The sequence below is a fragment of the Micromonospora musae genome, assembly GCF_003626545.1.
Lineage (GTDB): Bacteria > Actinomycetota > Actinomycetes > Mycobacteriales > Micromonosporaceae > Micromonospora > Micromonospora musae.
On sequence record NZ_RAZS01000004.1, the window covers coordinates 301,025 to 313,524 of the forward strand.

Annotated in this window: 15 protein-coding genes; 2 read left to right on the forward strand and 13 right to left on the reverse strand. The window is 72.4% G+C overall.

Features of this window, described 5'->3' with window-relative positions; genetic code table 11:
• Nucleotides 1-381: 381 nt before the first annotated feature.
• Nucleotides 382-1,512 (forward strand): sulfite oxidase, encoded by a 1,131-nt coding sequence (locus D7147_RS13170; protein WP_120677246.1) that lies wholly within the window; start codon nucleotides 382-384, stop codon nucleotides 1,510-1,512.
• 196 nt (nucleotides 1,513-1,708) lie between these two features.
• Here the strand turns inward: D7147_RS13170 and D7147_RS13175 are convergent, their stop codons facing one another.
• The 13 genes from D7147_RS13175 to D7147_RS13235 form a co-directional block, all read right to left on the reverse strand.
• Nucleotides 1,709-2,032 (reverse strand): DUF2469 domain-containing protein, encoded by a 324-nt coding sequence (locus D7147_RS13175; protein ID WP_007075222.1) that lies wholly within the window; start codon nucleotides 2,030-2,032, stop codon nucleotides 1,709-1,711.
• Nucleotides 2,029-3,003, reverse strand: coding sequence for a ribonuclease HII (locus D7147_RS13180; RefSeq protein WP_120677248.1), 975 nt, complete (start codon nucleotides 3,001-3,003; stop codon nucleotides 2,029-2,031). The genes D7147_RS13175 and D7147_RS13180 overlap by 4 nt, the downstream gene beginning before the upstream one ends.
• Entirely contained in the window at nucleotides 2,997-3,560 is a 564-nt protein-coding gene (locus D7147_RS13185) for an NUDIX hydrolase (protein ID WP_120677833.1), read from the reverse strand. Before D7147_RS13185 ends, D7147_RS13180 begins: the two co-directional genes overlap by 7 nt.
• A gap of 48 nt (nucleotides 3,561-3,608) precedes the next feature.
• Nucleotides 3,609-4,241: a signal peptidase I gene (lepB, locus tag D7147_RS13190; protein WP_120677251.1), complete on the reverse strand. Its 633-nt coding sequence runs from the start codon at nucleotides 4,239-4,241 to the stop codon at nucleotides 3,609-3,611.
• 10 nt (nucleotides 4,242-4,251) lie between these two features.
• Nucleotides 4,252-5,124 carry a signal peptidase I gene (gene lepB / locus D7147_RS13195; RefSeq protein WP_120677253.1) on the reverse strand — a complete coding sequence of 291 codons (873 nt, stop codon included), beginning with the start codon at nucleotides 5,122-5,124 and terminating at the stop codon, nucleotides 4,252-4,254.
• A gap of 181 nt (nucleotides 5,125-5,305) precedes the next feature.
• A complete protein-coding gene (rplS, locus tag D7147_RS13200; RefSeq protein WP_120677256.1) occupies nucleotides 5,306-5,662 on the reverse strand; it encodes a 50S ribosomal protein L19 in 357 nt (118 codons plus the stop codon).
• Between the two features lie 143 nt (nucleotides 5,663-5,805).
• A complete protein-coding gene (gene trmD, locus D7147_RS13205) occupies nucleotides 5,806-6,579 on the reverse strand; it encodes a tRNA (guanosine(37)-N1)-methyltransferase TrmD (RefSeq protein ID WP_120677258.1) in 774 nt (257 codons plus the stop codon).
• A 39-nt stretch (nucleotides 6,580-6,618) separates the two neighbouring features.
• The gene (gene rimM, locus D7147_RS13210) at nucleotides 6,619-7,173 is read right to left on the reverse strand and encodes a ribosome maturation factor RimM (RefSeq protein WP_199716762.1); all 555 of its coding nucleotides are present in this window, start codon (nucleotides 7,171-7,173) and stop codon (nucleotides 6,619-6,621) included.
• Nucleotides 7,174-7,175: 2 nt separating this feature from the next.
• Nucleotides 7,176-7,436, reverse strand: a complete 261-nt coding sequence (locus D7147_RS13215; RefSeq protein WP_199716757.1) for an RNA-binding protein — start codon at nucleotides 7,434-7,436, stop codon at nucleotides 7,176-7,178.
• Nucleotides 7,411-7,857 carry a 30S ribosomal protein S16 gene (rpsP, locus tag D7147_RS13220; RefSeq protein ID WP_120677264.1) on the reverse strand — a complete coding sequence of 149 codons (447 nt, stop codon included), beginning with the start codon at nucleotides 7,855-7,857 and terminating at the stop codon, nucleotides 7,411-7,413. The genes D7147_RS13215 and rpsP overlap by 26 nt, the downstream gene beginning before the upstream one ends.
• A 331-nt stretch (nucleotides 7,858-8,188) precedes the next feature.
• Nucleotides 8,189-8,836: a DUF402 domain-containing protein gene (locus D7147_RS13225; protein WP_120677266.1), complete on the reverse strand. Its 648-nt coding sequence runs from the start codon at nucleotides 8,834-8,836 to the stop codon at nucleotides 8,189-8,191.
• Between the two features lie 69 nt (nucleotides 8,837-8,905).
• A complete protein-coding gene (gene proS / locus D7147_RS13230; RefSeq protein ID WP_120677268.1) occupies nucleotides 8,906-10,312 on the reverse strand; it encodes a proline--tRNA ligase in 1,407 nt (468 codons plus the stop codon).
• A 177-nt stretch (nucleotides 10,313-10,489) separates the two neighbouring features.
• Nucleotides 10,490-11,569: an amidohydrolase family protein gene (locus D7147_RS13235; protein ID WP_120677270.1), complete on the reverse strand. Its 1,080-nt coding sequence runs from the start codon at nucleotides 11,567-11,569 to the stop codon at nucleotides 10,490-10,492.
• Nucleotides 11,570-12,155: 586 nt separating this feature from the next.
• On the opposite strand from D7147_RS13235, the gene D7147_RS13240 reads away from it, so the two are divergent.
• On the forward strand, nucleotides 12,156-12,482 hold the full coding sequence (locus tag D7147_RS13240; protein ID WP_120677272.1) for a hypothetical protein: 327 nt from the start codon (nucleotides 12,156-12,158) through the stop codon (nucleotides 12,480-12,482).
• The last annotated feature ends 18 nt before the right edge of the window (nucleotides 12,483-12,500 follow it).

Sequence of the window (12,500 nt, forward strand, 5' to 3'; positions counted from 1 at the left end):
CCGAGGTACGACGGCACCTCCGTGACGCGCTGGACCAGGCCCCAGCCGGCCCGCTGCGCGCCGTCAGCCTCTGTGCCGGTCAGGGGCGGGACCTGATTCCGGTGCTCGCCACCCATCCGCGCCGGGACGACGTGACGGCCCCGCCGGCGAGCGGATGTTCGAGTTCGTCGATCGCGGCTGAGCGAGACCCGGGGACGAGGCACCCGGCCCGGGTGTCCCGGCGGCGATCGGCTCGGACGCGGGCCATGGCGACCGCCACACCCGGGAGCAGGTGCGCTCCGGTCCCCACAGGCCCCGAGGGCGCGGGTGCCCGGGCCCGGCGACCCGGCCTAAGCTGGGGCGGCACGGTGGAGCAGCCGCCGTGGGGACGGGGGTTACACCATGACCACGGTCGACGACCTGGATCGGCCGGCCACGGCCGAGGTCAGCGGGCCCTCCCGGCTGGCCGAGCGCGGGGAGGGGATCAGCGGCGAGGAGCTGCAGCTGGCCGCCCGCAACCACGGCATCCCCCTGGAGGCGCTGCGCTACGACGTCACCCCGGCCGGGCTGCACTACCTGCTGATCCACTACGACATCCCGGAGCTGGACGGGGCGACGCACACGCTCACCGTCGACGGCGTGGTGGACCGGCCGCTGACGCTGAGCCTGGCCGAGCTGCGCGAGCGTCCCCGGGTCACCCGGCGGGTCACCCTCGAGTGCGCCGGTAACGGCCGGGCGCTGCTCGACCCCCGGCCGGTGAGCCAGCCCTGGCTGGTGGAGGCGGTCGGGAACGCGGAGTGGACCGGTACGCCGCTCGCGCCGCTGCTGCGGGAGGCGGGGATCTCCGCCGACGCGGTCGATGTGGTGTTCACCGGCGCCGACCACGGCATCGAGCGCGGCGTGGAGCAGGACTACCAGCGGGCGCTGCCGGTCGCGGAGGCGCTGCGCGAGGAGGTGCTGCTGGCGTACGAGATGAACGGCGCTCCCCTGCTGCCGCAGCACGGCGCCCCGCTGCGGCTGATCGTCCCGGGCTGGTACGGGATGGCGCACGTCAAGTGGCTCCACTCGATCAGCGTGCTGACCGAGACGTTCGAGGGCTACCAGAACGCGCAGGCGTACCGGCTGCGGCAGAACGCGGACGACCCGGGTGTGCCGGTGACCCGGATCGAGCCGCGCGCCCTGGTGCGGCCGCCCGGCTTCCCCGACTTCATGTCCCGCGCCCGGGTGCTCCGGCCGGGACCGTCCACGCTGGACGGCCGAGCCTGGTCGGGGCACGCACCCGTGGTGTCCGTCGAGGTGACCACTGACGGCGGCGAGACCTGGGCACCGGCCACTCTGGACGAGCCGACCGACGGCGACTTCGCCTGGCGGCGCTGGCGCTACGAGTGGTCGCCGCAGCCCGGCCGCTATCTGCTCAGCGCGCGGGCCACGGACGCCTCGGGGCGTACGCAGCCGGTGGAGCAGCCGTGGAACCGGGGCGGTTTCGCCAACAACATGGTCCAGCGCGTCGCGGTGACTGTGGTTCCGGAGTAGTCGCCCACGACCGTTGGGCGGGCGTCGGGGCCGGCGGGCGGGATCGTCCGTCGGTGCCGGCGGGCGGGGGTGAAGCTGCCGACGGGAGCGGATGACGGCACTGACCGCGAGGCTCCGGCTCGCAGGCGCTCCGGCGGCGGGTGGGGACGCCGACGTCGCGGTGACCGGCGGCGCGCCGCCGGTGAGGGCGTACCGGTCAGCCGCCGAAGCCGGAGTCGGCGGGCAGCGAGATGTCGGGCTTCTCCAACTCCTCGACGTTCACATCCTTGAACGTCATAACCCGGACGTTCTTCACAAACCGGGCGGGACGGTACATGTCCCACACCCAGGCGTCGTGCATCTCGACCTCGAAGTAGACCTCGCCGTCGGAGTTGCGCACGTGCAGGTCGACCTGGTTCGCCAGGTAGAAGCGGCGCTCGGTCTCCACGACGTAGGAGAACTGGCGGACGATGTCGCGGTACTCCCGGTAGAGCTGCAGCTCCATCTCGGTCTCGTACTTCTCGAGATCTTCCGCGCTCATCGCTCTCCGCCTTCCATGACCACATCTTCCCCCACCGGCGCCGACGGTCGAGGCCGCTCGCCCAACGCCACGCCGACGGTACTCCCTGCCGGGCAAGAGCGCTCCATCGGCTCGTGCGCCTCGTCGGCGGACGACGCCGTCCCGTCGCCGGAAGGCCCCCCTGGATCGGCGCCGGGGCGCGTACCCGGTGCCGCGCCGACCTCTCCGCCGGCGTGGGCGAGGAACGCACCGGGATCGTCGCCGAAGAGGGTCTCCGGCGCCTCGGGTACGCTCACCCGCCGGCCGGCGCTCACCGGCCGCCGGGCACGCGGCGGGCTGCCGTCCCGACCCGACACGCTCGCCACGTTCACGTACGAGAAACGGTGCTCGCGGCACGGGCCGTGCTCCCGCAGCGCGGCGGTGTGCTCGGGCGTGATGTAACCCTTGTGCTCGGCGAATCCGTACGCCGGGTACGTCCCGTCCAGCTCCACCATGATCCGGTCCCGGGTGACCTTCGCGAGGACGCTGGCGGCCGCCACGCAGGCCGCCACCCGGTCGCCCTTCCAGACCGCCAGGCCCGGCACGTCCAGGCCGTCCACCCCGAACCCGTCGGTCAGCACGTACTCCGGCCGGGTACTGAGCGAGGCGAGCGCCCGGCGCATCGCGGCGAGGTTGCACACGTGCAGCCCTCGGGCGTCGACCTCCTCGGCCGGAATGATCACCACGGCGTACGCGAGGGCCCGGGCCACCACCTCGTCGTAGATCCGTTCCCGGCTCGCCGGGGTGAGCAGCTTGGAGTCGGCGAGGCCCTCGATCTCACCGCGCCGCCCCTCGGGAAGGATCGCGGCGGCGGCGACCAGCGGGCCGGCGCAGGCGCCCCGACCGGCCTCGTCGGCACCGGCCACGTGCCGGAAGCCACGCCGTTGCAGCGCCCGCTCCAGCGCGTACAGGCCGGCCTCCCGGCGCACGATCGTGCGCGGCGGGGTCAGCACGGCGCACCGCCCACGCGGTCGCCGGCCGCGTCGGCCGCGCTCGACCCCCCGGCCGGGGCGTTCGCGCCGGTGGTCTCCGCGACGGTCGCTCCGGCCGAGTCGCCCGGGTCGGCCACGCGAGACAGGATGGCGAGCAGCTCCCTCGGGTAGTACACCTCGTCGCTCGCCGCCAGCTCGGCGGCCGACCACCAGCGGTGCCCGGTGACGCTCGCCTGCTCGATGTCGTTGAAGCCCGCCGTGTCCACCTCCCACGACGGCACCCGGACCAGGAAGAACTCCTGCTCCTGGCGGTACCAGACCCCGTCGAAGGGGTACTCGACCGTCTCCCGCCAGACCGGCTCACCCAGCTCGGCCGGGGTCAGCCGGAGCCCGGTCTCCTCAGCCAGCTCCCGCGCCGCGCCGGCCGCCGGGGACTCGTCCGGGTCGAGCCCGCCGCCCGGCGTGAACCAGTACCGGTGCTCGGGACGAGCCGGATCGAAGCCGGCGAAGAGCAGCACCCGGCCGTCCGCGTCGACCAACAGCACCCGGGCCGCGTGTCGAGGGGTGTAGACGGTCACCGCCCCAGCCTGCCAGACCGGCCGCCGAACGCCCACGCCCGCCCGGGGTCAGGAGTTCGGGATGCCGTCGTACTGCTTCGGCACGCTCAACCACTTCGCCCGGTTGACCGGCCAGAAGATGGTGAAGGCCCGCCCGACGACCTCGTCCTCGTCGATGGTCGCGGCGTCGATGTCCTGACCGGACTGCTGCCAGTGCTCCAGCGAGTCGCCGGAGGCCGAGCGGTGGTCGCCCATCACCCACAGCCGGCCCTCGGGCACGGTGATGTCGAACTCCTGGTCCGCGGGGCGGTCCTGCTGCCCGTTGGCGGAGAAGATGTAGGGCTCGTCCAGCGGCTGACCGTTGATCGTCAGGCGGTCCTGCTCGTCACAGCAGATCACGTGGTCCCCGCCGACGCCGATGACGCGCTTGATGAAGTCCTCGCCCTCCCGGCCGCTCCACTCGACCGGCGCCTTGAAGACGACGATCTCGCCGCGGTGCGGCGCCCGGAAGTCGTACACCAGCTTGTTGACCAGCACCCGATCGTCGATCTGGAGGGTGTTCTCCATGGACTGGGAGGGGATGAAGAAGGTCTGCAGCACGAAGAAGCGCACCAGCACCGCGACCAGGATCGCCACACCCAGCAGAATCGGCAGCTCCTTCCAGAAGGAGCTGCGCGGCTTGTCGGTCTGCTCGTCAATCACGCCAAGGAGCCTACGACGCCCGGCTGAACGGCACCGACCGGAACGCGCGAGAACGGCCCAGCGCGATCGCCAACGGCAGGACGAGCAGCGCATCGCCCTGCGGGGTCGGCCGCACGGGAGGCGGGCCCGGCGGGGATGCGACGGCCGGTCCCGACACGTCGTCGAAGGTCGCCGGCACCGAGAGGTCGTTCCACCGGGACGACGGCCAGACCACCAGGAAGGCCCGTCCGATGACGTTGTCGATCGGCACCGGCCCCTGGCAGCGGGCGTCCTGGGACACCAGCCGGTGGTCGCCCATCACGAAGATCTGGCCCGGTGGGACGACCACCTCGTCGAAGCGCCGCGACCGGCACTCCTTCGGGTTGGGCGGGACGTCCAGTGGTGAGTCCTCCAGGACGTACGGCTCGTCCAGCGGGGTGCCGTTGACGGTGACCCGGCCCTGCTCGTCGCAGCAGCGCACCCGGTCCCCCGGCACGCCGATGACCCGCTTGATGAAGTCCTTCTCGCCGGGGCGGCTCACCCCGACCAGGTCACCCACGGTCCGGCCGAGCTTGCCGACGAGGCCGATCTGCTGCTCCCCGTCGACCTGTGGCGCCCACCGGTCGGTGCCCCGGAAGACCACCACTTCGCCGCGCACCGGGTCGCGTACGTCGTAGACGACCTTGTTGACCAGTACCCGGTCACCGACGAGGAGCGTGTCCTCCATCGAGCCGGAGGGGATGAAGAAGGCCTGGAGGAGGAAGGTGCGGATCAGCACCGCGAGGCAGAACGCGACCACGAGCAGCAGCGGCAGCTCCTGCCAGAGCGGCATCTGGCGGCGGCTGCGGCGGACCCGGCGGCGCCACGGGTCGACGGTGCCGTCCTCGTCAATCGACTGCGCCACGCCACTCCCCAGTCCCCAGAAACGACACCACCGCCCGGGAGCCTCGGTGCGGCTCCACGGGCGGCAGTGAACGACTCCCCGCGACGTCGCGGGGCGATGGCCTCGCTGCGCCCGCGCCGCCCAGGGTAGTGCGACCGGTCCGGCGCGGCATAGCTGCAGCTCAGGCGTGGCGAGCGGGAAGTCAGCTCGGCTGCTTCTCCCGCTTCTCCTTGATCTTGGCCTTCTTGCCCCGCAGCTCGCGGAGGTAGTAGAGCTTGGCCCGGCGGACGTCACCGCGGGTCACGACCTCGATCCGGTCGATGGCTGGGCTGTTCAGCGGGTAGGTCCGCTCGACGCCGACACCGAAGCTGATCTTGCGGACCGTGCAGGTCTCGCGCAGCCCGTCACCCTGGCGGCGGATGACCACGCCCTGGAAGATCTGGACACGGGACCGGTTGCCCTCGACGACCCGCGCGTGCACCTTAACGGTGTCACCGGCACGGAAATCGGGAAGGTCGACCCGCTTCGACTGGGCGTCAAGGGCGTCCAGGATGTTCATCGCTGCGTCCTCGTAAGGCTCACGGCGCACCGTCAGTCGGTGCGCGAATGGGTGATTCTGATCCTCGGGTGGCGGTCGGTCGAGCCGACCCCGGTCGAGGATCCTCGCAGCCGCCCGCGGCGCGGCCGGCTGCGGCAACCCCTCTACTTTGCCACATCCCCCGGGGGCAGCTGAAATCCGGCCCGGTCCAGCGCCGCGCGGTCCCGCTTGTCCAGGCTCTCCGGGTCGATCTCGGCGAGCATGTCCGGGCGGCGCGCGGCGGTACGCAGGAGCCCCTCCTCGCGCCGCCAGCGGGCGATCCGACCGTGATCGCCGGAGCGGAGCACCTCGGGCACGTCATGCCCCCGCCAGCCCGGCGGCTTCGTGTAGACCGGCGCCTCCAGCAGCCCGTGGGCGTGCGACTCCTCGTCCAGCGAGCCCGCGTTGCCGAGCACCCCGGGCAGCAGCCGGGTCACCGCCTCCAGGATCACCAGCACCGCTACCTCGCCGCCGAAGAGCACGTAGTCGCCGAGGGAGACCTCGGTGACCGGCATCCGCGTCGCCGCGTGGTCGAGCACCCGCTGGTCGATGCCCTCGTACCGGCCGCACGCGAAGAGCAGGTGCTCCTCGGCGGCGAGCTGGTGCGCCATCGCCTGGGTGAAGGGCGCGCCCGCCGGCGACGGCACCAGGAGCCGGGGCGGGGACGCCTCCGGCGGAACGAGGGCGTCGAGCGCCTCCCCCCACGGCTCCGGCCGCATCACCATGCCCGGTCCGCCGCCGTACGGGGTGTCGTCGACCGTGCGGTGCACGTCGTGGGTCCAGGTCCGCAGATCGTGTACGGCCAGCCGCAGCGTGCCGCCGGCCCGGGCCCTGCCGATGAGCGACAGCTCCAGCGGCGAGAAGTACTCGGGGAAGATCGACACGATGTCGACACGCATGACGGGGTGCTCCAGCGGGTCCAGGGCCGGCTACCGGCCCTACAGGTCGAGCAGGCCGCCGGGCGGGTCGACGACGACGCGACGGTTGGCGAGGTCGACCTCGGGAACGATCGCCTTGACGAACGGGATCAGCGCCGTCTTCCCCTCCGGGCGGCGCAGCACCAGCAGGTCGGAGGAGGGCGCGTGGTCGATGCGGGCCACCTCGCCCAGCCGTTCACCGGTCGGGGTGACCACACTCAGCCCGACGAGCTCGTGGTCGTTGAACTCCTCCGGGTCCTCCGGAGCGGCGACCTCGGAGCTGTCCACCCCGATGAGGGTGTCGCGCAGCGCCTCGGCGACGTCACGGTCGAGGACACCCTCGAACGCGACCAGGAGCCGCCCCTGGTGCCAGCGGGCCGACTCGATGACCAGCTCGGCCGGGACCCGGAACGGCACCCCGGGGCCGGCGTCGGGCGACGTGCGGGGCGTCGCCCCCGGCTCGGTGCGAAGCACTGAGCCGGGGGCGAACCGCGCGTCCGGTTCGTCGGTCCGCACCTCCACGGTGACCTCACCGCGGATCCCGTGCGGCTTACCGATCCTGCCGACGATGAGCAGCATCAGTACGAGTCGACGATGTCGACGCGTACGCCGCGCCCGCCGATGGAGCCGATGACCTGGCGCAGCGCCTTGGCGGTCCGGCCGGACCGCCCGATCACCGTGCCGAGGTCCTCCGGGTGCACGCGGACCTCGAGCCGCTTGCCCCGGCGAGAGTCGATCAACCGGACGCGCACGTCGTCCGGGTGGTCGACAATCCCCTTGACGAGGTGCTCCAGTGCGGGACGCAGTGCCACGTCAGGCCTGCTCGCCGGAGTCCGCACCGGCCTGCTCCTCGGTCTGGGCCGGCGCCTCGGCGGTCTTGGCCGCCTTCTTCGCCGGCTTCGCCTCGGGCTCGCCCAGCCCAGCCGCGGCCTTCGCCTCGGCCTCGTAGGCGGCCGTCCGGTCGGCCTTCTCGGCGGCGACCTTCAGCGGCGGCGGCGCGGGGAGGCCCTTGAACTTCTGCCAGTCACCGGTCAGCTCCAGCAGCCGCTGCACCGCCTCGCTCGGCTGAGCGCCGACGGACAGCCAGTACTGGACCCGGTCCGACTTGACCTCGATCACCGAAGGGTCTTCCTTCGGCTGGTAGATCCCGACGAACTCGATCGCCCGGCCGTCACGCTTGGTGCGCGAGTCGGCGACGACGATGCGGTACTGCGGGTTGCGGATCTTGCCCATCCGCAGAAGCCGGATCTTTACGGCCACGGTTGTTTCGCTCCTGTTGCGATCTCACCTGCCCCGGTGGGGCGGTGTGCACGGGTGAGCGCCGACCGGCACAGTGGGGTTGGGCCGGAGACTACTCGGTGGACTGGCGACGCGCCCGGGTTAGAGGGCGCCGGAACGCGCGCCGGATACCAGCGCCCCATTCTGCCAGATCCGACGCCGATCTCTCACACCGGAGGCGTTACGAGCCTCTCCGGGTCGCGTCGGGGGTGAGGCGTACCACAGCGACCCGACCTGGATCGGCCCTCCGACGCCCCGTCCCGGCGCACCGCCTCCCGGGAAGAGGGCAGGCCGTGGCCGGAGGATCGGCCGGTCAGCGCACCGGGGGACGGTCCCAGCCGGCCGGCAGCGCGTCCGGCACGCCCCACTCCGGGGGTGGGGTGAAGTCACGCCACGTCCCGTCGAAGGGGAAGTCACCGGCCTCGGCGAGCGCGATCACCCGCTTGCCCTCGGCGCGGACCGCCGCCTCGTCGGTCACCCAGTAGTCGTCGGGGTAGGCGAGCCGCTCGACGAACTCGTCCTCGTCCTTCCACTGCCAGCTCCGGTCCGGGTAGATCACCACGTCCAGGTCCTGGTCGACCACGTCCACCCCGGCGACGGCGCCGTCGTCCCAGCGCACGCCCGATTCCTCCAGGTTGACGTACCAGTGGGCGAATCGGCCCCGCGCGTCCCGGAACCACCAGACCGAGTGCGCGGCGCCCGTCGGCAGGAACTTCAGCAGCGGCGGTCCGTGCCAACGTCCGACCTCCAGCCGGTACGTCGAGGTGATCCACTCGGCGAACGGCATCGCCCGCATGCCCCGCCCCGCCTCGGTCACCTCACTGGCGACCGGCGTGTCGCGGGCCAACCAGAGCAGCAGGCCCCGCTCGTCGTCGCTGACCACCCGCACCGGGCGGACCCAGCCGATCCGGCCGTGGCGGACGTTGCGGTGCACGATCAGCCGGCCCGGCTCGAAACGCACGCCAGCCACCCCCGTCGTTGACAGGGCCCCCGCCCGCCGCCGGAGGCGTCGGGAAGGGGCCCTTTCGGCTCAGTAGGAGCGGGCGAGGATCGCGACCAGGTCGGGCTCGTCCTCGGTGTCGGGAACCGAGCCGTCGGCGCGCAGCAGGCAGCGCACGGTGACGCCCTGGCCGTTCGCCTCGGCCTCGCCCTCGGCGCCGACCGCGGACCACGGCACCCGGGCCCAGCCGGTGGCGGCCGCCTCGATCGCCTCGGCGAGGGTGTTCACCGCGGTGGTGTGCGACTCCCGGAAGGCCAGCGCCTCGTCGTGCAGCGCCTGCTGGTCGCTGTCGAGCGCGGCCAGCACCGCGCCGACCACGTCGGCGACCGGCGTCTGCGCCTTCGTGCCGTCGACACGGCGGACCACCACGGCGTTGCCCGCGGCGAGGTCACGCGGGCCGACCTCGACGCGTACCGGGTAGCCGCGCAGCTCGGCGTCGACGGCCCGGCGACCGAACGGGGTGTCGGTGCGGTCGTCCAGCGCCACCCGCACGCCGGCGTCGCGCAGCGCGTCGCGCAGCTTGGTGGCGGCCTCGCCGACCCCCTCGCCCTCCTTGACCACCATGACGTACGCCTGCACCGGCGCCAGCCTCGGCGGCACCCGCAGGCCGTTGTCGTCGCCGTGGCACATGATCAGACCGCCGAGCATCCGGGTGGAGGTGCCCCAGGAGGTCGTCCAGGCGTGCTCCCGGCCGCCCTCGGCCGAGGAGTAGGTGATGTCGAAGGCCTTGGCGAAGTTCTGGCCCAGCTCGTGGCTGGTGCCCAGCTGCAGCGCCTTGCCGTCGCCGGTCATGCCTTCGCAGGTGTAGGTGGCGATCGCCCCGGCGAACCGCTCCCGGGAGGTCTTGAGCCCGACGAGCACCGGGATGCCCAGCACGTTGACCATCAGGTCCTCGTACGCCTCGTGCAGGATCCGCCGGGCGTACGCGCGCGCGTCCTCCCGCGTGGCGTGCGCGGTGTGCCCCTCCTGCCAGAGGAACTCGCTGGTGCGCAGGAAGATCCGGGGGCGCAGCTCCCAGCGGACCACGTTCGCCCACTGGTTGAGCAGCAGCGGCAGGTCGCGGTACGAGTCGACCCACTTGGCCATGAACTCGCCGATCACCGTCTCGCTGGTGGGGCGCACCACCACCGGCTCGGCGAGCTGCTTGCCGCCGCCGTGGGTGACCACCGCCAGCTCCGGCGAGAAGCCCTCGACGTGCTCGGCCTCGCGCTTGAGGTAGTTCTCCGGGATGAAGAGCGGGAAGTACGCGTTCTCCGCGCCGGCCGCCTTGATCCGCGTGTCCATCTCGGCCTGCATCCGCTCCCAGATGGCGTAGCCGGCCGGTCGGATCACCATGGTCCCTCGGACCGGGCCGTTGTCGGCCAGCTTCGCCTTGGCGATCAGGTCCTGGTACCAGCGGGGAAAGTCCTCCGCACGGGGAGTGAGCACGCGTGCCATGACCGCACATCCTATGCGCCCCCACCTCCGGCATCGGGCACGCCCCGCCCACCCCGCCGACTCGCGCCACCCCGCCCTCAGCCCGCCCAGCTCGTTGATCAAGAGCTTCGCGTCAGGACCACGACGGATTCCGACGCGAACCTCTTGATCACCGGGGTGGGGGCAGAGGGCAGGGGGTCAGCGGATCACTCGGCCGCGTAGCACGATGCGGGTGGGGGTGCGGACGACGCGCAGGTCGGCGCGTGGATCCTCGGGGTAGACGACCAGGTCGGCGAGGCCGCCCTCGACCAGGCCAGGGAAACCGAGCCACTCCCGGGCGCGCCAGGAGGCCGCCGCGAGCACGTCCACGGCGGCCATCCCGGCCTGCTCGTGCAGGAGCAGCATCTCCTCGGCGGCCAGCCCGTGGTCGATGCCGCCACCGGCGTCGGTGCCCACGTAGATCGGCACGCCCGCCTCGTACGCGGACCGGACCACGGTCGGGAAGCGGTCGCGCAGGGCCAGCATGTGGTCGGCGTACCCGGGGAACTTGCCGCGCGCCTGGTCGGCGATGCCACCGAAGGTGCGAATGTTGATCATCGTGGGGACCAGCGCGGTCCCCTGCCGCGCCATGAGGTCGACCAGCTCCACGCTCAGGCCGGTGCCGTGCTCGACCGAGTCCACCCCGGCGCGCACCATGATCTCCACGGCCGACTCGGAGAAGGTGTGCACCGCCGCGCGCGCTCCGGCGGCGTGCGCCGCCTCGACCGCGGCGGTCATGGTCTCCGCGTCCCACGCCTGCGCGAGGTCACCCACTCCCCGGTCGATCCAGTCCCCGACCAGCTTCACCCAGCCGTTGCCGGCCCCGGCCTGCTCGGCCACGGTGGCGGCCACCTCGCCGGCGCCGACCTCCACCCCGATGTCCCGCAGGTAGCGCTTGGGCGGGGCGACGTGCCGGCCGGCGCGGGCGAGGCGCGGCAGGTCCTCCGCGTCGTCGAGTTCGGGGTACGGGTACGGGGAGCCGGCGTCGCGGATGGCGAGCACCCCGGCGTCCCGGTCGATCCGGGCCAGCTCGCGGGCCTGGTCGATGGAGGTGATCGGAGCCCCGCCGCGGGCGATGCCGATGTGGCAGTGCGCGTCGGTCAGCCCGGGCAGCACGAAGCCCCCGTCGGCTACCGTCTCGGCGCCGGGCACCGGCTCGAAGGTGACCCGGTCACCCACCAGCCACAGGTCGCGGACCTCGTCGTCCGGAAGCAGCACACCGCGCACATGCAGAGCCATGTGCACAGTCCTACCGGATCGTCCTGGGCCTCGGCCGTCGGGTCCGCGTTCGTACTCACCCGCGGAACTTCGAACCCGGGGAGCGCGCGGACGACGACGCGGGAAGCGCCCGACGATCATGGTGGACCCGATACGGCCGGAGTCCGGCCGGAATGGTCCTTCGCCAATCGCGATCCGAAACAAGTGGCCGCCTGTCGAATATCCGACAAGGACGGCCCTAATCGCGGGTTCCCGTCGCGGCCGCCATTGAGTCACGTCACGCGCATTCCCGACTGTTCCGGGAAGCCTTCCCTGGCGGCGGCGCGGATCAACGTCCGGGCCAGCGCAGCTCGACAACGCGAGGCTTTCTTCGGGTCGCGCCACTCGGTAATGTTGCCTCCGCGCACCATCCACCCCTTCCCGCCCTTCCCGCACGACTGGCCCAACGGCCACCAGTGACCGCAGAAGAATCGGATGCCCGGCACCGGAACGCGACCCGCGTTCAGGCTTCCCCTCGGCGTTTCCCCGATATCCGCGCCGGGACCGGCGGCCCGGACACCGATACCGCGCCGATCGCCATCCACGTCGACCGTTCAGGAGGCGCGAAATGATCGAGGCCATCGTTGCCGCGGCACTAGTCAAGATCGCGGAGGGTTCGGGGGCCGCCCTCGTCGAGGCGATTCGACAGCGCTTCACCAGGAAGGACGAGCCGGAGGAGGTCGTGCGCGCCCTCGACCGGACCGCACAGGGAACCCCCTCGGAGGAGGAGACCGCACGGCTCGGCGCGGTCCTCACCCGGTACGCGGCCGAGGATCCGGAGTTCCTGCGGGCGCTGCGGCACGTAGCCGCCCCGGCCGCAGCGACCAACACGGTGAACTCCAGCAACGTCGGAAAACTGATCCAGGCCCAGAACGTCGGAGACGTCACCATGTAGTCGGGCGCGCGGAGCGAG